The following is a 20044-nucleotide window of genomic DNA, read 5'->3' as shown; positions in this document are numbered from 1 at the left end:
TTGAGGGAGTTAGATTTGCTGTCCCTGCTGTAATACGATAAAATGATCAATGGAAACGCTTGCTGTGGTAATTTTCTTACAATTGAAAAGCGTCCATTCCCATATCATTTCAAGGAGGCGGTTTTAATGGTAGTTTCTTATAAACACGAGCCATTTACCGATTTTAGCGTTCAAGAAAATCGCAGTGCCCTGGAGTCAGAACTTAAGAAAGCTGAATCTGAACTAGGAAAGGAATACCCATTGATTATTGGCGGAGAAAGAATCATGACTGATGAGAAAATCAAAGTCGTCAACCCGGCCAATAAGAAAGAAGTCCTTGGATATGTCTCAAAAGCCAATCAGGATTTAGCAGAGAAAGCACATAAAATCGCTGATGAAACATTTGACTGGTGGCGTAAAACAAAAGCCCCGTTCAGAGCAGACATCTTATTCCGTGCAGCAGCTATCATTCGCCGCCGTAAGCACGAATTCACCGCACATCTTATTAAAGAAGGCGGAAAACCTTGGAAAGAGGCAGACGCAGATACCGCAGAAGCCATCGATTTTATGGAATATTACGGGCGTCAGATCTTAGAGATTGATAAAGGGGCTGCCGTCAACTCTCGTCCGATTGAGAATAACCGCTTCCATTACATCCCTCTTGGAGTAGGAGTCGTCATCTCTCCGTGGAACTTCCTGTTTGCCATTATGGCAGGCACGACTACGGCAGCGATGGTGTCTGGGAACACCGTCTTACTTAAACCAGCCAGTGCGACACCTATTATCGCTTATAAAATGATGGAGGTTCTTGAACAAGCAGGTCTTCCTGCCGGAGTCATTAACTACATTCCGGGAAGCGGTAAAGAAGTGGGAGATTATTTAGTAGACCATCCACGTACACGGTTTGTGAGCTTTACAGGCTCGCGCGAAGTGGGAACACGCATCTTTGAACGGGCGGCTAAGGTTCAGCCTGGGCAGCAATGGCTGAAACGTACGATCATAGAAATGGGTGGGAAAGATACGATTGTTGTCGATAAAGATTCTGACCTTGAACTCGCTGCGGATGCGATCACTTATTCCGCATTCGGCTTTTCGGGACAAAAATGTTCCGCTTGTTCACGTGTAGTCGCTCATGAAGAAATTTATGATGAACTTGTAGACCGTGTCGTTGCGAAAACCAAAGAAGAAGTGGCCTATGGGGACCCTGCAAGCTACAGCTCTTATATGGGACCGGTGATCGACCAGGCTGCTTATGACAAGATCCTGGATTATATTAAGATCGGAAAAGAGGAAGGGAATCTGAAAACGGGAGGCAAGGGAGATGACAGCAAAGGCTGGTTTATTGAACCGACCGTTTTTGCCGATCTTGAGCCAAATGCCCGGATAATGCAGGAAGAAATCTTTGGTCCCGTTGTTGCGTTTGCAAAAGCGAAAACGTTCGATGAAGCGATCGAGATTGCCAACAATACGGATTATGGCTTAACAGGAGCTGTCATTACGAATAATCGTGCACACATTGAACAAGCCCGTGAAGATTTCCACGTCGGAAACTTATACTTCAATCGTGGGTGTACAGCAGCGATTGTAGGCTACCACCCATTTGGCGGGTTTAATATGTCAGGCACGGATTCTAAAGCAGGCGGACCTGATTACCTCATTCATCATATGCAAGGAAAAACGACCTCTGAAATGCTTTAAACGATCTCTTGCTTCACATAGGAAAGTCAATTACAAAACCAGCTTATGGAGAAACCTTATGGTTTGTCTGTAAGCTGGCTTTTTTAATCCGCTGAAGCTGTTTGAAATAAGACTCTCCTTCTCTAGTTGATCCTTGCCAAATGGAAAGGCTGTTTTGACAGGCAGCGGTCGTTATCTTCTGTTGCCTAACAATTTGCTGAAAATAATATGAGGATTAATGTAAAAAAAAGCCGGGAAACTTTCTCCGCTGCTTATGAGCTTCTCTTTAAATAAAGAGAGGTTTTTAATAGTTTAAAATGAAAAGCTCACTTTTCCGCGGGATAGGAGGGCTCTTTTCTAAAGGCCAGCCAGTTCGATTTTAAGCTGGCATAGCTTCCCACGGCCCCGTAACCGTAGAACCATCCCATGAAAATTCCGGTTGCCAGATCGCCGCGGTGGCTGTAAAAAATGGAAATGATTAGTCCTAATACTAAAGCAATCGTCGGAACCGCAAATTTAGGTACCTTTAAGAACAGCTTAATGAATTCTGTCAGTATCATAATCACAGGAATGGCTATGACAGCATCCCATATGTTCGTATGAATGGTCGGGAAGTCCATAGAACTGCCCCTTTCTTTCCTTTTTAATAGTATCAGTCTGGAAAGATACATTATTCATCGAGGATCTCTCTTTAAATAACATAAGCATGTTTTTTATTTCAATAGGAAAGAATAAGGGTAACGGTTCAATAAGGAATTGAACTTTTTTTTATTAAATTTGATGAATAGATATTGTTTATTTCTCGAATATATGAGTATATATGTAATTTTACTGCATATTTATCCAAATATTAAATTTATGTAACAATTTTTGCAATGTTCTTACATCTATATTATGATATGGTTGTATCTGTGTTTGACTTTTTTTGCTTCTATGACTTTAGAACTACTATTCAGAATTATTGAAAAAATGCATAGAAGTGCATACAACGAGGATTGGAGGTGGGAATGTGTTTGAACTAGCAGCTGCGGCTGGATACTCTATTGCAGGAGCAACATGGTTCTGGCTGTTTGTCCCGATGCCACTATTACTCATACTATCGATCATTACACTTTTTACTAGTGAAAGGAGCGAATAACGAAACATGGATATGGCAACGTTGATTACGTTCATCGTTTATTTAGTAGGTATGCTGCTCATTGGTTTTGCCGCATATCGTCTTACAAGCAATTTATCTGATTATGTATTAGGAGGTCGCCGATTAGGACCTGGTGTAGCAGCACTAAGTGCAGGTGCATCTGATATGAGTGGGTGGCTGCTCTTAGGTCTGCCTGGTGCGATTTATGCTTCAGGATTATCTTCTGCCTGGATTGGTGTAGGTCTTGCCATCGGTGCTTACTTAAACTGGCAGTTTGTCGCGAAACGTTTACGGATTTATACGGAGGTCGCTAATGATTCGATTACTATTCCGGATTACCTGGAGAATCGATTCCGCGATCATTCACACATTCTCCGAGTGATCTCTGCATTTGTCATTCTTTTATTCTTCACCTTCTACACCTCTTCCGGTATGGTGGCCGGTGCGAAGCTGTTTGAAGCTTCCTTTGAGCTAAGCTATGAACAAGCCCTTTGGATTGGTGCTATTGTAACCATTTCTTATACATTCCTAGGCGGATTCTTAGCTGTAAGCTGGACAGACTTTGTTCAAGGTATTCTTATGTTCCTTGCTTTAGTTACGGTACCTATTGTTGCTGTACAGGAGCTTGGAGGCTGGAGTGCAGCGACAGATGCAGTTGGTAACATTGACCCTGCACACTTGAACATGGTTCAAGGTGTTGGAGCTCTCGCTATTATTTCATCTTTAGCCTGGGGTCTTGGTTACTTTGGCCAGCCGCACATTCTCGTTCGTTTTATGGCGCTGCGCAAGCCGCAGGATGTGAAGAAAGCGCGCTTTATCGGAATGGGCTGGATGATCCTCGGTCTTTATGGCGCGATCTTTACCGGATTATTTGGTCTCGCGTATATTAACACGCAGGATATTAGTGCCCTGGATAGCTTTGGCGTAGAAATTTTAAATGAAAATGGCGTTCAAATGCTGGCAGACTCTGAGAAGATCTTTATTTCCTTCTCTCAGCTTTTGTTCCATCCAGTTATTTCAGGTATTTTGCTAGCTGCGATTTTATCAGCTATTATGAGTACCATTGACTCTCAGCTGCTTGTTTCTTCCTCTGCATTAGCGGAAGACTTCTATAAAGCCATCTTCCGTAAAAATGCGTCAGAACGTGAACTTGTATGGGTAGGACGTGTAGCTGTGGCGGGAATTGCCTTAATTGCTATACTGCTAGCAGGAAATCCTGACAGTTCCGTACTTTCCCTCGTATCTTACGCATGGGCAGGATTTGGTGCAGCTTTCGGTCCGCTGATCATTCTTTCTCTGTTCTGGAAAGGTGTGACCAGAAATGGTGCCTTAGCCGGAATGATAGTCGGTGCAGCTACGGTTGTAATCTGGGGAGACTTCCTGAGCGGCGGGATCTTTGACTTGTATGAGCTTGTGCCAGGTTTCTTTTTAAGTGCCATTGTCACGATTGTTGTCAGCTTAGTGGGAACACCGCCTAAAGAGGTCGTCGAGAACTTTGAAGCGGCCAAACACTATAAAGCTAAATTATAAAGAAAAGCTAGAACTTCCAGTCCAGCTGGAAGTTCTTTTTTTACATTGGAGCTCTTTAGAAAAGTACTAAGCAAATATGTTAAGATGAATAAGGTGTAAACCTGTACGTTGCTAACCGATGATTGTTTTTGGTATGATCATATATTATGTGAGTGCGAATGGAGGTAACAGCATGTCCCGAATAAGTAAAGAAGAAGTTGTACACGTTGCTCATCTGGCTCGATTAGCCATTTCCGAGGATGAAGCCGACATGTTTACGAAGCAGCTTGATGACATTATTACGTATGCTGAGCAGTTAAATGAGCTAGATACTGAGGGCGTCGAACCGACTACCCACGTCCTGGATTTAAAAAATGTCCTGCGTAAGGACGAGCCCAAAAACTGGATTTCAAAAGATGAAGCACTAAAAAATGCACCAAAGCAGCAGGATGGCCAGTTTAAAGTGCCATCCGTACTGGAATAGGGAGGTCCAATGATGTCTTTATTTGAATATACATTGCGAGAGCTTCAAGAGAAGCTACATAATAAGGAAATTACCGTCACTGAACTCGTCGACGAATCCTACAAGCGGATTGGCGAAGTCGAAGACCAGGTAAAAGCTTTTCTTACATTAAATGAAGAAGCAGCACGTGCCCAGGCAGCTGCCTTAGATGAAGAACGGGGATCAGCAAAAGCCAAGCTTTTCGGTCTTCCCATCGGGGTTAAAGATAATATCGTCACTAAAGGATTGAGAACGACAGCGGCGAGTCAGTTTCTTGATAACTTTGAGGATCCGCTTTATGATGCCACCGTTGTAAAAAAATTGAGCGACGCGAAGTCTGTGACGATTGGTAAATTAAATATGGACGAGTTTGCAATGGGGTCTTCCAACGAAAACTCCAGTTATTTTGCTACGCGTAACCCTTGGAATACGGAATACGTTCCTGGTGGTTCAAGCGGAGGATCTGCTGCAGCTGTAGCTGCCGGAGAAGTCCCTTATTCATTAGGCTCTGACACAGGTGGCTCCATCCGCCAGCCGGCAGCGTACTGTGGAGTAGTAGGGCTGAAGCCTACATACGGCCGTGTGTCAAGGTTTGGCTTGATTGCTTTTGCTTCCTCTTTAGATCAGATTGGACCGATCACAAGAAACGTCGAAGACAACGCCTTCCTATTAGAAACGATTTCCGGTCATGATCCAATGGATTCTACATCCGCGAATGTCGAAGTGCCGAACTTTACAGATGCTCTAACAGGCGATGTCAAAGGGTTAAAGATTGCCGTTCCAAAGGAATATTTAAGTGAAGGGGTTACCCCTGAAGTAAAAGAAGCCGTGCAATCTGCACTTAAACAGTATGAAGAGCTCGGAGCGACCTGGGAAGAGGTTTCACTGCCTCATTCCAAATATGCCTTGTCTACGTACTATTTGCTGGCTTCCTCAGAAGCCTCTGCCAACCTGGCCCGTTTTGACGGGGTGCGTTACGGCAGACGGACAGAAAATGCGGAGACGATGCTGGATATGTTTAAACGTTCCCGTGCCGAAGGATTTGGCGACGAAGTGAAGCGTCGGATTATGCTGGGTACCTTTGCCTTAAGCTCTGGTTATTACGACGCATATTATAAAAAAGCCCAGCAGGTAAGAACCTTAATTAAAAATGACTTTGATAAAGTATTTGAAAATTATGATGTGATTATCGGGCCGACAACGCCGACACCTGCCTTTAAAGTGGGAGAAAAATCCGATGACCCGTTAACGATGTATGCCAATGATATTCTTACCATTCCGGTGAACCTCGCTGGTGTTCCGGGAATTTCCATCCCTTGCGGATTTTCCAATGAAGGGCTGCCGATCGGCCTGCAGATCATTGGCAAGCACTTTGATGAACAAATGGTGTACCGTGCAGCTCATGCCTTCGAACAGGCAACTGATTTCCATAAACAACGCCCGTCCCTTGGAGGTGCGCAGTCATGAACTTTGAAACAATCATAGGACTGGAAGTGCACGTAGAGTTAAAAACCAATTCAAAAATCTTCAGTCCATCGCCCAATATGTTTGGCGACGAACCGAATACAAATGTCAACCCGATTGATCTCGGCTATCCCGGTGTCCTGCCTGTCCTCAATGAAGAGGCTGTCAATTTTGCCATGAAAGCAGCGATGGCATTAAATTGTGAAATCGCATCGGATACAAAGTTTGACCGGAAGAACTATTTTTATCCAGACAACCCGAAAGCTTACCAGATCTCCCAATTCGACAAGCCGATTGGGGAGCATGGTCATATTGAGATCGAAGTGGATGGAGTGAAGAAAAAAATCGGCATTACCCGGCTGCACCTCGAAGAAGATGCAGGAAAGCTGACGCACAGCGATGATGGTTATTCACTCGTTGACTTCAACCGTCAGGGAACGCCGCTCATTGAAATTGTGTCTGAGCCGGATATCCGCTCCCCTAAAGAAGCTTATGCTTATTTAGAAGCATTGAAGAACATTATCCAGTACACGGGAGTTTCGGATTGTAAGATGGAAGAAGGTTCGCTGCGTTGTGACGCCAACTTATCTCTTCGTCCAATTGGGCAAGAAGAGTTCGGGACAAAAACGGAGCTGAAAAACTTGAATTCCTTCTCATTTGTTCAAAAAGGGCTGGAGTTTGAAGAAAAACGCCAGGAGAAAGTGCTTCTTTCCGGCGGAGAAATCCTGCAGGAAACGCGCCGTTTTGATGAACAGACAAAAGAAACCCTTCTGATGCGTGTCAAAGAAGGCTCTGACGACTACCGCTATTTCCCGGAACCGGACCTTGTGCCGCTCTATATTGATGAAGCTTGGAAAGACCGCATTTTTCAGCAGATTCCTGAGCTGCCGGATGCGCGAAAGAAACGCTATATTGAAGAGCTGGAGCTTCCTGCTTACGATGCAATGGTGTTAACGAACAATAAAGAGCTTTCCGATTTCTTCGAAGAAACGATTGCCAATGAGGGTGACATCAAGCAAGCTTCGAACTGGCTGATGGGCGAAGTTTCCGCTTATATGAACAAGCATCAGAAAGAGCTCTCTGATTTAGCCTTAACACCGAAGTCTCTCGCTAAGCTGACTCAGCTGCTTGAAGATGGCACGATTTCATCCAAGATTGCTAAGAAAGTCTTCAGTGACCTTGTGGAAAAAGGCGGCGATCCTGAGAAAATAGTAAAAGATAAAGGACTCGTCCAGATTTCTGATGAAGGTCAGCTGACTGAGATTATTACGAAAATTCTTGATCAAAACGAACAGTCGATTGAGGATTACAAGAACGGGAAGGACCGTGCGCTCGGATTCCTCGTCGGCCAGGTGATGAAAGAAACGAAAGGCCAGGCGAACCCGCCAATGGTCAACAAAATCCTTCTTCAAGAAATGGATAAACGCTAGGCTGTTCATCGTAAAAGTTATGGGAGATCCAAGAAAGCACGCATTCTTATGCGTGCTTTCGTATGGATGGGGACAAATAATCATATAATACTTTAGTGTTTTCAAATAAAGGAAAAAGAGCTATGATATACCTTGGAGCATGCCTGATGAGGGGGTCATACTATGAAACGTGCCCGAATTATTTATAACCCGACCTCTGGAAGAGAAGTAATCCGTAAGGTCCTGCCTGATATCCTTCAGCGATTTGAGCAAGCAGGATACGAGGCGTCCGCTCATGCTACTACTTGTGCTGGGGATGCTGTGAAAGCAGCCCAGACCGCAGTTGAGCGGGAGTACGATGTGGTGGTCGCTGCCGGCGGAGACGGAACAATTAATGAAGTCATTAATGGAATTGCCGAACAAAATCCAAGACCTAAGCTAGGAATCATTCCAGTCGGGACAACCAACGACTTCGCACGTGCGCTCTGCGTACCGCGAAACATTCATAAAGCTGTCGATATTATTCTCGAGGATTATACTACTCCGCTTGATATCGGCCGCGTCAACGACCAATATTTTATGAATATTGCCGGGGGAGGAAAAATTACTGAACTCTCCTATGAAGTGCCAAGTAAGCTGAAGACGATGCTTGGACAGCTTGCCTATTATTTAAAAGGCATGGAGATGCTGCCATCCATCCGCCCAACATTTGTCGAGATTGAATATGATGGCAAACTCTACGAGGGAGACATCATGCTGTTTCTCGTATCCAATACTAATTCCGTTGGGGGATTCGAGAAGCTTGCTCCTGAAGCAAGAATGGATGACGGGCTATTCGATCTGATGATCATTGAAAAGATGAACGTCGCTGAATTTGTCCGGCTTGCGACGCTTGCCATTCAAGGGAATCACTTGAACCATCCGAAGTTTATTCAGAAAACAGCCAGTCGGGTGAAAGTAAAGACGGAAGAAAAAATGCAACTCAATATTGACGGGGAATTTGGTGGATTATTGCCCGGGGAATTTGTCAATTTGTACAAACATATCGATTTTTTTGTCCCACGGGAGAAATTCTCCAGTGATACCGAGCAAAAATGTTAGAAAAGATGCTGCTGTTGCAATAGAAACAGCAGCCTTTTTCGTGTCCTTGTTATAGGTATGGTAAAATCAGAGAACAAGATGATGAAAAGGACGGATCTACATGGCTAAACCAAAGCCTCCAGTACAAAAAAATGAAACGATTGAGCTCGCTTTTGAGGATTTGACCCATGAAGGGAATGGGGTAGGCAAAGTAAACGGTTATCCTTTGTTTGTTCCTTACGGGCTGCCGGGTGAAAAAGCGAAGGTGAAGGTCGTAAAAGTGAAGAAAAACTTTGGCTTCGGAAAGCTGCTGGAAGTCCTAGAGGCGAGCGAAGAACGGGTGGAGCCGCCTTGTGACGTTTATCTTCAATGCGGCGGCTGCCAGCTTCAGCACATGAGCTATGCGATGCAGCTTGAGATGAAGCATAAACAAGTAAAAGACGCGCTGAAGAAAATCGGTCATTTAGAGCACGTATCGGTACACGATACGATAGGAATGGACGACCCGTGGCGCTACCGGAACAAAGTGCAAATCCCAGTCGGTGAAAAAGAAGACGGCGAACTGATGACCGGTTTCTACCAAAAGCGCAGCCACAAGATCATCGATATGGACACCTGCTTAATTCAGGATGAAAGAAACGACCGCATGGTAGAAACTGTCCGGCGTATCGCTACCCGACTCGGCATATCGGCTTACGATGAAGAGTCCCACCGCGGGATGCTGCGGCATGTTATGGTGCGGACCGGACAGGCTACAAAAGACATTATGGTCGTACTCGTTACGAAAACAAAGCAGCTTCCGGAGCAGGACAAGCTGATTGATGAGATCAGAGACGCCTTTCCCAATGTTAAATCGATCATCCATAACATAAACAGCGGCCGAACCAACGTCATTTTAGGCAAAGAGACGAAGGTGCTCTTTGGAGATGAGTACATCTATGACATGATCGGCGACATCAAATTCATGATCTCGCCAAAATCGTTTTACCAAGTCAATCCAACCCAGACGAAGAAGCTGTATGACCAGGCGCTCGCTTACGCGGACCTGCGCAGCGGCGAAACCGTGATCGACGCTTACTGCGGTATCGGCTCCATATCGCTTTTCTTAGCCCAGGAAGCCAAAAAAGTGTATGGCGTGGAAGTCGTCCCGGAAGCCGTTACCGATGCAAAGAAAAACGCTAAACTGAACCGGATGGAAAACGTCGAGTTTTACGTCGGCCAGGCTGAAGAGATTATGCCGTGGTGGCGGAATCAAGGACTCCGTCCCGACGTAATTGTCGTAGACCCGCCAAGAAAGGGCTGCGACGAAAAGCTGCTCGAGGCCATGATCGATATGGAGCCGGAGCGGATTGTCTATGTTTCCTGTAACCCTTCCACGTTAGCCCGTGATTTGCGTGTGCTTGAGGATGGGGGATACGCGACTCAGGAAGTGCAGCCGGTTGATATGTTTCCGCAGACGAGTCACGTTGAATGCGTTTCGCAGATTGTTTTAAAAGAAGCAGGAACCCAGTAAGGGTTCCTGCTGTTATTCAGTTGTTGAAGTGGCAAAACTATAATGAATTTTGAACTTACCGTCTTTCTTTACGTCAATACGATTGACTAGACGATGTAATGCTTCTGACGTTAACTCATCAAAGCTTAGGAATCTAAGCAATTCTTGCTTGAGTTGGCTTATGTTATCAACGACTTGTTCGTTCTCAATAGATTGAAGTAGCTCATTCTTCTGTTCAATAAATTCATCGATTTCTTTGTTGTTAGCTTCAACATTGTCCCGATAATCTTCTTGCGAGATGAGCTCATCAGCCAGTAGGTTTACAAATTTCCTCTTTCTTTTCCTCAAGGTATCAATTTGTCTGTCCAATTTAGTGATTTGTTTTTCTGCATCACTTCTAGACTTTTTGTTCTGCAGCTCAAGTTGTTTAACGTATTCTTCTTTGTTGATATCTTCCATGTGCTTTTTGATGTCAGTTATGATGGTGCGCTTCAGAATGTCTTCTTTAACAGAGTGGCTACTGCAAGCTTTTTTGCCGTAGCGTCCGTAACTTCCGCATATATAGCCTTTGCGGTTGCTTCGATACCACATTCCTTTTCCACAATCAGCACAGAAAAGTAAATTTGTAAACAAATGCTTTTTTGGAGCTGGAATTTGTTTGGACCTTAGCTTTAGTTGTTCTTGAACTGCATCGAACACTTCCCGTGAAATGATGGCCTTATGGGCTTCTTTCTGAACGATTTGATTTTCCTTAGCCACAATTTTTCTTTTTTTACTTGTTACACTAACTGTAGTGGTTCTTCCTTGAACTAAATCACCAACATAATGAGGATTAGTTAGTATGAGCTTGATTGTTGATTCATTCCACTTATCAGATGCGTTTTTCTTTCCAGCTACATCTGCAGGTGTTGGTACATTATCGTTATATAGTCGCCTGGCTATACCATCGCGTCCACTTCCACTTAAGTATTCATCGTATATCCTCTTAACTATTTTCGGTGTATAATCATCTCTGATATAAAGCTTTCCATTTTTAACTTCATATCCATACGGTGGATTTGATCCTTTAAAGAGGCCTTTTTTAGCCCTAGTACGTAACGTTTCTTTGACCCTATTGCTTGTGTTTTGTGACTCTAGTTCATATATCCAAGCGTAAAGTCCATACATATCTGTTTTATCTTCTAACGTTTTGATAGCATTATCTAACGTTATGATGTGAATGTCACTATTTTGGCAAAGATTCTTAAATTTATAAGAAAGTTCACCATTCCTTGCAAGGCGAGAAAGTTCTTTAGCAAGAATAATATCGAACTTCTTATCTTGAGCATCTTCAATCATCTTTTGAAAGCTCTTTCTTTTTTCGGTAGTTCCTGTTTGGACATCTACATAGAATTCGTAGATGTCCCATCCTTGCTCTTCAATATATCTATAGAACAATTCTTTTTGGTACTTTAATGATGCTTTTTGTTCTTCTTTATCTGTTGAAACTCGAATGTACACAGCACATCTCATATTTTTACATGTCCTTTCTTCTCGATTTGAGATGTAGCAGTGTTTACCTTATTAGCATTATGGACAAGATCCTCAATTTTATGATGAATAATCAGGTTCATTACCGATTTAAAGTCTGTGTCTTTATCGGGAGAGTAAACCCGATCAACAATGAATGTGTTCTTATTTACCACATTGATCACCTCCTTCTAGGATAATGAGGTTCACGTTGTGTTGATCAATGAATGAAATGAATTCAGACGTGACTACAAAATTCCGGCTAATTCTGCTAAGTGATTCAACAATGATTGTGTTGACTAGTCCATTTTCTACCAAGTGTAAAAGTGCACTTGAACCAGAGCGCTCATTTAATGGTTTAACACCAGAGGTGTTAGTATCTACAATGATATTTAGTTTTAGTGAATTGTGTTTGGCATAATTTCTTCCATTGGATTTTTGTAATTCTAATGAGTGTTTAGAGTTGTTAGTTGAACGAACATAAAGCACAGTGTTGTTATTCATATGTAATCATCCTTTTCATTTGTAATAAAAAAAGCACCGCTAACCATCTCTTGAAGAATTTAGACTTCTCCAAAAGATTAATTAGCGGTGCTTCCGCATTGTATTGTATTTAGTTTTTATGAATACCTTATTTATACATTAGCTTATTCAATATTGAATGGCTAACATAAGTACAAAAAATTCTTATATTTTAGTGTTTAATTTTTCGGTTTTCTGACCATAACGTTAATAACCCATTCGATGTTATGACCAGAAAAGTATTAATCGCTCATTAAACAGGATTTGTTCTTCTGTTTGTTCAACAGAGCGTTTCCATGTTTCAAGCGTTTGAAGCCAATCTGATAGCACAAACTTACTTTCTTCAATCATTTGATGTAAGTTTGATGTCCACTTTTTAGTTAAGTCTGCTAATACATCATCATGAATTTTATTTGCTTGATAGTTAACTTTGCAGTTTGGGCATCGATAAACCAGGTATTCTTTACTTTTCCCCTTAGGCGAATTATCTTTTGACTGTAACAATGAGTTGCAATGATAACAGGTGATAAGGTTTCGAAGGAGAAAAGGTGTGTCTAACTTACCGTATTTTTTCTTGTACCTTTTAACTTGTGTAACTACTGCAAACATTACAGGGGAGATAATCGCTTCATGGACTTTGAAAAGATCATCATCTCTTACATTATTTTCTTGGCTAGAGGTGTTAAATTGCTTTACATTCCAACTCAGATGGCCAGCGTATGAATTATTCTTAAGGATGTAATCAATTGTACTACTTCGCCATTTACTAATGTGTTTTGTTTTCACGTTGTTATCAGTTAGAAAATCAGCTATTTTCTTGTTGGAATGCCCCCAAGAAGCGTAGTCAAATATCTTAGAAACAATTGGCGCATCTATGTTAGGCTTTAATACCCCTTCATCTAAATCATAACCAACGGGAGAACGTGCACTAGGTCGAATCTTATTTGATAGCATGCTGAATTGTGCATCTTTAGCACGCATTGATTTAACATTGGATTCTTCTGCAGCAAAGACAAATTTTGCTTGGGTAAGTGGGTCATGTGGATCCCATTCACCAGACGATTGAGTGCTATAAAACTTCACATTTGGATATCGTTCTTTTAACGGTTGATAAATTTCTTGGTAGAAATCAAAGATATTTCGACTTAAACGAGATTCATCGTAGAAAATTATAGCATCAACATCTTTGGCATCAGAAAGCAATAAATTTAAGTTCTCTCGTCTTGCGGCATTTGTACGGTAAGCACTAACTGCTTTATCATAACGCCAATGTTTGATTGTGATTCCTTCTTGATTTGCCTTTTCTGAGATCATTTTCTTCTGTATTTCCTCAGAATGATTTGTCTCTTGCTTCTTATCTGACACTCTAAGGTAACCTACACCAGTTTTGCTATGTTTCACACTAAACGGCTCCTTTATCAAAAGTTAGTGAGTACATATTGATTTCGAGGAATTCATGGTGAATTAGAATTTTTTTAATCAATAGCTCAATTAAAGAAGTTACATCGGTATCAGATAGTTTAGAGACGGCTTTATCCGCTAGTTCTGTTAAAGTATCTATTTCGTTCTTTAATGATTGTAATAGAACTATCTCTTTCTCAATTGCATTTATTTTATATTCGTTGTTACGGATCTGCTGCTCCAGTTTCTTGAAATTGCTATCGACTTTAACAAAATTCTGACTAGTTATGCTCAGCACATTCCTATTTAAAATAAGTTCCTGATGTTTCTTTTGATGCACCAGGTTGTCTAATGTGCCATTAAAGTGCGTCCTAAAGATTGGTTTGTATTTTGCTAAAGCGAATTGTTTAGTCTCATTTAAGATGGTTTCATGTATAACATGATTAAGTTGATCAAGTTCAATATCAATCTTTTTGTGACCAGCACTACATACAAAATATGCTGAACTTCCAAGGGGCTTCATGAATTTCATCTGTTTGTTACAAACCCCGCAAGTTGGTATGGCTAGAATCTTTTCTTGAGCACGTAAAACAGCATATTCATACTCTTTGATGAATTGGTTGAGTACAGTTTGTGCCTTCTTAAACAAATCAAGTGAAATGATCGCTTCTACATGATTGAGTGGGTCATAACCATAGTCAGTGATACAGTATGCTGCATAAAAAGGTCTTTGCAAAATTTTTATCACTGTTGAATGACTGTTTAGTTTCTTGCCGTAATTCTTCAAAATTGAAACAAACTCTTCTTTATTTTTTATTTGACTGAACTCCTCAAAGAGGTGTTGAATAACCTTACTTCGTTTTCCATCCTTGATGAAAGTGACTTTTCTCCTTTCACCTTCAATGTTTTCCTCTTTCCGCTTGTATCCAATTGTTTCTCCGGGATATCTTTTTAGTCCATCGGATGAACGCTTTCCAATGTTTTTACCTCCTTGCTGGCTGAAGATCCCATAAAAACTTTCTATGCTTGAATTTTTGTTGAAGGGAATTTCATTAGAAGCTGTATAAATCACTTCCACATTATGTTTGTTGATTAAATCGTTGAATTTAGCTCCTTCATAAAAATCCCTGGAATGTCTATCTCGAGCATAGATGAAGATTAATTTCACTTTGTTTTCTGCAACTAAACTGCATAGTTTTTTTAAAGCTGGCCGATTATTAATATCATTCTTAGTTGCTGAAACATTGAAATCTTCAAGGTAGAGTACATCATCTTTATTTATGTTTCGAGCGTGGATTGCTTTGTTTGAAGCATCAATTTGTTCTCGAAGATTTTGTGATCCAGTACTAACTCTTGAATAGACTACAATGAGTTTTTTCTTCAAATTATTGACTCCCCCCTTTGTACCTGAACCTTCTATCTGCTGATGCTAAAAGCTTTGCTTTGACAGAAAGATCAATGTCAAGCTCGTTAATTAATAATTTGGTAACGAGTTTTTGTATCCAAATAGCAGATTCACCAGGCAGGTCTTGAGAATAAGTGATTTTTGAAATTCTTGATTTTCCCATATGAACCCCTCTCCTCTTTCAAGTTGGTTATATACATACTTGACAGGCGAGGGGTGGTTTATACTTACTTGCCTTTTAATGGTGCTTGATCTTCAGCTTCTATCAAGTCCAGTTTTAACTGAAAAGTACTTTCTGTATTCTTCTCATTTACATATACTAAAGGAACGAGAACTTTTTTTGGTTGTGACCAAGGAAAGTCGTATTTCTCGAAAGCCTCATTCATTTTTGCACTTCCCTTCCAAAGCTCGTAATCTAGCATAAACAATATGTTAGGACATCTTATGCTTAGCGCAAGAGTTACATCTTGAGCATTTTATGATTTCATTTTCTTTCAAACTTATTTGAAACTCCTTTCTAGTAACACAAAACAAAAAAAGCACGCAAGGAACATGGTCACCGAACCCTAATGGGTTGGTAACGACATGTAACCTAGCGTGCTTCGCTTTAAGTTACTGATAAGTTTATTGAATTATTTGTATCTTATAGCAAAAGGAAAAAGATTGCAAGAATTATTTTAAAAGAAAATATTTTTCACATTGGATATCTTTAAGAATCAAAACCAGTTTAATGATTTTAAGCTTAATATTCATAGATCTACCGTGAAGGTTAGTGTCCTTTATCCATCTGGATAAATTGACGATTTAACGATGTATCAAACCTTTCAATGTTCTTGGGTATAGTTGAAATATTATATAGTGATACCTGTTTAAAAAGTAAATGCTCGGGACAATGTGGCCCTCGACGTAGAATACATAATTAAAGTTGTCATACAAAAAGTCAGATTTTATTAAAATATGCTTTATATAACCAATTAAAGTTTTAAATTATCTAATATCAACTAAATTTTAGGTTATGAAATATGGTTCTTTTTTATCATATGGAGGTTTTTTACAGTAATTGTCGAACTACATAATTAAAGGTCTACATTTTGTTCTGTAAGACTAATCATAAACATTTAAGGGACTGATAGCTTCAATCTGAATAAATATCTTCATCAATACACAGAAAAGTCTTTGATAATGTATTTTATAAAAGAGGTGAACTATATGTTTATTATAGATAGAAAGAGTAATAGAATAACAAAATTAAACCAGAAGACATTTTCTGAATTAGGTTTTAGGGAAAGGGATCACTTGCAGGAGTGGATTGCAAATAATCCTGAGTCAATAGGAGAGGAATTACTTATTATACAAAAAGAATTTAATGGATTCCATGATACGAATGAAAGGCTCGATTTATTAGCATTAGATAAACAAGGAAACGTAGTAGTCATTGAGAATAAACTCGATGATTCTGGAAGAGATGTGACATGGCAGGTCTTAAAATATGCCTCTTATTGTTCAAGCTTAACCAAAGAGCAAATTAAAAGTATATATCAAGATTATCTAAATAAGATTTCCAAGAATGAGGAAGCAGAAAAGAATTTAATAGAGTTTTTTGAAGTGGAAGACTATCAAGAGATAGTAATAAATAAGGGTTTAACACAAAGACTAATTATTATTGCAGCTAACTTTAGAAAAGAAGTAACCTCTACCGTTTTATGGTTAATGAATTACAAATTAAGAATTCAGTGTTTTAAGGTTACTCCATATCAAATGGGGGATCAACTACTATTAAATTTTGAGCAAATAATTCCAATGAAAGAAGCAGAGGAATATGTAATTAATATGGCAGAAAAAAATCAGGCAGATATAAATATTCAAGAAGAATCCAAAACTAGGCATAACACTAGAATTCTATTTTGGAAAAAACTATTACCACATATAAATAAAAAAACAGAGTTATTTAAGAATATAAGTCCATCAAAAGACAACTGGATTGGAGCTGGTACAGGAATTTCATCTGTTTCTTATAATTTTGTAATGTCTAGAAGTTATGCCAGAGTTGAAGTTTATTTACAAAGATCGGTAAAGGAAGAGAATAAATTTATTTTTGAAGAATTAGGGAAGTTTAAAGATTCGATCGAGAATAAATTTGGTGACTCACTTACTTGGGAGAGACTAGATAATAAAAAAGCCTCTAGGATTAAATATCAGAAAGACGATGTGAACATTTATAATGAAGAGGATTGGGAAGATATGATTAATTTCATGGTTACATCAATGCTTAATCTAGAAAATGCTTTTCAAAAACCTATAAGTGAAGTAAGGAGTAAATTAATTTCAAAGTTGAACACTGATGAAATATAAAACATGTCCTAACATTTATCTATGTAAGTCTAGTTTTAATTAGAGAACAATATTGTTCTACATATTCCTTGATACGAGAGAAGCTTTGTTTAATAAGTATTGTAGAATTGTCATTTGTAAAAAATGCACAAAAAAGGGTTTTTCTTATGTTAAAATAAGGAAAAAGAGGGGGGTTACAATTGAGTACTGTTAAAGGGAATGTACTAGAACAACTCTATTACAATAACAAAGCAATATTAAATTCAGAAATTGAATCTTCACTGATAAAAGAGATTATTAATTGCATAAAGAATAAAGATAATATCTTAGTCTGCTATCCGAACCCCCAATATATTATTTCTCTCATTATTCAAGTAGTTTTAAGAAATGAAATAGAGAATTTTAAATACAATGAAGATCCATCAAAAAGGACAACAATATTGATTGTATCTAAAAATAAAGAGTTATTAAACATATTAAAAGATATCTATTTGAGTAAAGAGTGTATTTTTGAAATCTGTAAAATTCAACATAAGTTCCTTATGGAGAATAATATTTTCTGTAATATTGATAACCCTTACTATGCCAAGCTCTATTGGAAACATATCCTCAATAGATATTATAAAAATGATATTCCCGAAAAAATACCTTTACATTATATATATCCAATATCCTATGGTTATCATACATTTAGTCAATTATCTAGGGGGGATATGAATAAGGTTGGAAGAAAAGATAATAATCAAGATTCTACTTTTTTTATTACATCTAATAGCAACATAATCAACTCCAATCAAGTGAATTATGATTATGTAGTTATTGACTATTCAACTATTGATAAGAATATTCCAGATTTTCCAAATGGAGCGCTAAGCTTTTTCAAAAAACCATTGGATGAAAAGGTTATTTATTTTAATAGAAAGAAAAATGTTAAAAATTATTTAATAGGTAATGAGATTTTAGAATATTACAATTCAACTGATAGAAATAATGATACTTCGTTTTTTACTACTAATACAGAAATGATATCTTCTACAAAAATTTCAAACGTAAATATTGAGTACGTTAAAGCTGATTTTGAACACGAATTAGAAAATGCTTTTCATTTATTAATGAGATTAATATACAAGAGATTTGATTCTTATGATTTGAATCTCCTTAGAACATTACTTTACAACATAATGAAATTGCCGGTCGAAGGGTTACATATGATAGCATTGCAAGATTTGATCCATTTTTTGATACAATTAATGATTTAATAAAGGAACTTAAAGAGAGCGATAACAGGTATGAAGATGATGATTTTGAACAAATAATTCAATGTTTGGAAAATATATATAATAAATATAATCTTGATATGTTATGTCCAAAATACGAAGCAATAAGAAAAATTATAGATTCAGAAAGAGCAAAACAAAGGTCTGTGGGTATCATATCATCCAATAAAATAAGAAATATTGCTTTAAAAGAAAAGCTTGCCTCTACGTTTGGAGTGGAAATTGGAAAATTAGAGGACTTAGGAATTAGGTTTTTTAATAAAAAGAAACTAATTAATAAACAGCAATTTATCGATAGTGATACTGTCGTCATGCTTTCATCAACAAATGTAAGTGATTTTAATATATTCAATAACTTAGAAGAATTAAAAATACATGTATTACTATACAAAATTGAAATTACCGAGCTTCTTAGAAAATTTAGTAGATTAAAAGAGATTGACAACAAAGCACTTTCATTTATTAATCCAATAGATAGGGAAGTACTAATTACTAATAATATTTATAAATATTTCTTTAATAGATTAAAAAAGCACGTAGCAATACAAGATACTTCAAACTCTCATGGTGATTCAAGCATAACTGAATTGAGTAATCTTATTAAAACTGATAAAAAGATACCTTTAAAAAGAAGTGTCAGAGATTATAAGGGTAATAACGTTGTTTTTGCTAAATTAGTTGAACTAGAAGGAAATGGAGCGATGTTTTTTAGGAAAAATAGTAAAGTGAGATATCTAAACAAAAAAAAGAAAAAAATAATAATTAAAAAATTATTAGAAATTAAAAATGAAGATGAGATTGTATTAATTGACAATGATTCTAGAAAAGAATTATTTAACGTGTTTATAAATAATTCAAAAGTTGATAATCAAAGCATAAAGAATCACCACTTAATAGAAGAGTGGAGAGAAAAATATGAAGATAAGTATGTTTCTCTAAAATATAATGATGAAAAATTATTTAAAGAAATGAAAGAACTAGGTTGGGACAAGAGTACTAAGTCTATTCTAAGTAACTGGCGCAGTGGATATAGCTTTGGGCCAAGGGATTTAAAGGATCTTGAGATATTAGGAAAAGCATTGAATATAGAAGCTTTTTCAGAAAGAGCAAATGACTATCATGACGCAATGTCTAGTATAAGGGTAGAAAGAAGAGTGGCTGCTAGGTTATTAAACAAAATTATCTATTACTCTAAACGAGCAATTAATAATGAAGACTTAGCGTTTTTATCAAAGTATAATCTTTCATTTGATGATGTAACGAGTGCTGTAAAAGTAAGAAAGGTCATTGGTGTCTCTAAAAAGGTTTATAAAGTAAAACCATCAGAGGTTGGAATTCTATTTGAGTAA

16 protein-coding genes and 1 pseudogene are annotated in these 20044 nt (G+C 38.5%); 10 read left to right on the top strand and 7 right to left on the bottom strand.

All coding sequences use genetic code 11. The annotated features are described in order from the left end of the window. The first annotated feature begins 126 nt into the window (after nt 1-126). Nucleotides 127-1677, top strand: a complete 1551-nt coding sequence (gene pruA, locus MUN89_RS19795) for an L-glutamate gamma-semialdehyde dehydrogenase (protein ID WP_244709743.1) — start codon at nt 127-129, stop codon at nt 1675-1677. Between the two features lie 305 nt (nt 1678-1982). Here the strand turns inward: pruA and MUN89_RS19790 are convergent, their stop codons facing one another. Further along, nucleotides 1983-2276 carry a hypothetical protein gene (locus tag MUN89_RS19790; RefSeq protein ID WP_244709741.1) on the bottom strand — a complete coding sequence of 98 codons (294 nt, stop codon included), beginning with the start codon at nt 2274-2276 and terminating at the stop codon, nt 1983-1985. A 389-nt stretch (nt 2277-2665) separates the two neighbouring features. Between MUN89_RS19790 and MUN89_RS21875 the strand changes: the two genes are divergently transcribed. From MUN89_RS21875 to rlmD, 7 genes are all read left to right on the top strand, one after another. Continuing rightward, on the top strand, nt 2666-2794 hold the full coding sequence (locus MUN89_RS21875) for a hypothetical protein (RefSeq protein ID WP_256464003.1): 129 nt from the start codon (nt 2666-2668) through the stop codon (nt 2792-2794). A gap of 6 nt (nt 2795-2800) precedes the next feature. Next, nucleotides 2801-4324 (top strand): sodium/proline symporter PutP, encoded by a 1524-nt coding sequence (gene putP / locus MUN89_RS19785; RefSeq protein ID WP_244709739.1) that lies wholly within the window; start codon nt 2801-2803, stop codon nt 4322-4324. Nucleotides 4325-4496: 172 nt separating this feature from the next. After that, entirely contained in the window at nt 4497-4787 is a 291-nt protein-coding gene (gene gatC, locus MUN89_RS19780) for an Asp-tRNA(Asn)/Glu-tRNA(Gln) amidotransferase subunit GatC (RefSeq protein ID WP_244709737.1), read from the top strand. A 12-nt stretch (nt 4788-4799) separates the two neighbouring features. Beyond that, complete coding sequence (gene gatA / locus MUN89_RS19775; RefSeq protein ID WP_244713953.1) at nt 4800-6272, top strand: Asp-tRNA(Asn)/Glu-tRNA(Gln) amidotransferase subunit GatA; 1473 nt, start codon at nt 4800-4802, stop codon at nt 6270-6272. Continuing rightward, the gene (gene gatB, locus MUN89_RS19770) at nt 6269-7699 is read left to right on the top strand and encodes an Asp-tRNA(Asn)/Glu-tRNA(Gln) amidotransferase subunit GatB (protein WP_244709736.1); all 1431 of its coding nucleotides are present in this window, start codon (nt 6269-6271) and stop codon (nt 7697-7699) included. Before gatA ends, gatB begins: the two co-directional genes overlap by 4 nt. A 162-nt stretch (nt 7700-7861) precedes the next feature. After that, nucleotides 7862-8779, top strand: a complete 918-nt coding sequence (locus MUN89_RS19765) for a diacylglycerol kinase (protein WP_244709734.1) — start codon at nt 7862-7864, stop codon at nt 8777-8779. 100 nt (nt 8780-8879) lie between these two features. Next, nucleotides 8880-10271 carry a 23S rRNA (uracil(1939)-C(5))-methyltransferase RlmD gene (rlmD, locus tag MUN89_RS19760; protein ID WP_244709732.1) on the top strand — a complete coding sequence of 464 codons (1392 nt, stop codon included), beginning with the start codon at nt 8880-8882 and terminating at the stop codon, nt 10269-10271. A 12-nt stretch (nt 10272-10283) separates the two neighbouring features. Here rlmD and MUN89_RS19755 read toward each other — a convergent pair whose 3' ends face one another. The 6 genes from MUN89_RS19755 to MUN89_RS19730 form a co-directional block, all read right to left on the bottom strand. Further along, on the bottom strand, nt 10284-11750 hold the full coding sequence (locus MUN89_RS19755; RefSeq protein WP_244709730.1) for a recombinase family protein: 1467 nt from the start codon (nt 11748-11750) through the stop codon (nt 10284-10286). Between the two features lie 174 nt (nt 11751-11924). After that, on the bottom strand, nt 11925-12263 hold the full coding sequence (locus MUN89_RS19750) for a recombinase family protein (RefSeq protein ID WP_244709729.1): 339 nt from the start codon (nt 12261-12263) through the stop codon (nt 11925-11927). Between the two features lie 243 nt (nt 12264-12506). Next, a complete protein-coding gene (locus tag MUN89_RS19745; protein WP_244709727.1) occupies nt 12507-13682 on the bottom strand; it encodes a recombinase family protein in 1176 nt (391 codons plus the stop codon). Nucleotide 13683: 1 nt separating this feature from the next. Continuing rightward, nucleotides 13684-15066 (bottom strand): recombinase family protein, encoded by a 1383-nt coding sequence (locus MUN89_RS19740; protein ID WP_244709725.1) that lies wholly within the window; start codon nt 15064-15066, stop codon nt 13684-13686. Between the two features lies 1 nt (nt 15067). Then, nucleotides 15068-15250 (bottom strand): hypothetical protein, encoded by a 183-nt coding sequence (locus MUN89_RS19735; protein WP_244709723.1) that lies wholly within the window; start codon nt 15248-15250, stop codon nt 15068-15070. Nucleotides 15251-15314: 64 nt separating this feature from the next. After that, on the bottom strand, nt 15315-15473 hold the full coding sequence (locus MUN89_RS19730) for a hypothetical protein (protein WP_244709721.1): 159 nt from the start codon (nt 15471-15473) through the stop codon (nt 15315-15317). An 823-nt stretch (nt 15474-16296) separates the two neighbouring features. On the opposite strand from MUN89_RS19730, the gene MUN89_RS19725 reads away from it, so the two are divergent. Further along, nucleotides 16297-17439 (top strand): DUF4268 domain-containing protein, encoded by a 1143-nt coding sequence (locus MUN89_RS19725; protein WP_244709719.1) that lies wholly within the window; start codon nt 16297-16299, stop codon nt 17437-17439. 179 nt (nt 17440-17618) lie between these two features. Further along, a pseudogene (gene drmE, locus MUN89_RS22140) lies at nt 17619-20044 on the top strand (DISARM system-associated protein DrmE).

Source organism: Halobacillus salinarum (assembly GCF_022919095.1).
GTDB classification, from domain to species: domain Bacteria; phylum Bacillota; class Bacilli; order Bacillales; family Halobacillaceae; genus Halobacillus_B; species Halobacillus_B salinarum.
Note: the sequence above shows the minus strand (reverse complement) of the source record. Positions and strands in the feature narration are given on the sequence as shown.

Excerpts from the sequence above, each read along its gene's own strand:
- MUN89_RS19790 (WP_244709741.1), bottom strand. The coding sequence starts at position 2,276 with ATGGACTTCCCGACCATTCATACGAACATATGGGATGCTGTCATAGCC.
- MUN89_RS19765 (WP_244709734.1), top strand. The coding sequence starts at position 7,862 with ATGAAACGTGCCCGAATTATTTATAACCCGACCTCTGGAAGAGAAGTA.
- gatA (WP_244713953.1), top strand. The coding sequence starts at position 4,800 with ATGTCTTTATTTGAATATACATTGCGAGAGCTTCAAGAGAAGCTACAT.
- MUN89_RS19750 (WP_244709729.1), bottom strand. The coding sequence starts at position 12,263 with ATGAATAACAACACTGTGCTTTATGTTCGTTCAACTAACAACTCTAAA.
- gatC (WP_244709737.1), top strand. The coding sequence starts at position 4,497 with ATGTCCCGAATAAGTAAAGAAGAAGTTGTACACGTTGCTCATCTGGCT.
- gatB (WP_244709736.1), top strand. The coding sequence starts at position 6,269 with ATGAACTTTGAAACAATCATAGGACTGGAAGTGCACGTAGAGTTAAAA.
- MUN89_RS19730 (WP_244709721.1), bottom strand. The coding sequence starts at position 15,473 with ATGAATGAGGCTTTCGAGAAATACGACTTTCCTTGGTCACAACCAAAA.
- rlmD (WP_244709732.1), top strand. The coding sequence starts at position 8,880 with ATGGCTAAACCAAAGCCTCCAGTACAAAAAAATGAAACGATTGAGCTC.
- pruA (WP_244709743.1), top strand. The coding sequence starts at position 127 with ATGGTAGTTTCTTATAAACACGAGCCATTTACCGATTTTAGCGTTCAA.
- putP (WP_244709739.1), top strand. The coding sequence starts at position 2,801 with ATGGATATGGCAACGTTGATTACGTTCATCGTTTATTTAGTAGGTATG.
- MUN89_RS19725 (WP_244709719.1), top strand. The coding sequence starts at position 16,297 with ATGTTTATTATAGATAGAAAGAGTAATAGAATAACAAAATTAAACCAG.
- MUN89_RS19735 (WP_244709723.1), bottom strand. The coding sequence starts at position 15,250 with ATGGGAAAATCAAGAATTTCAAAAATCACTTATTCTCAAGACCTGCCT.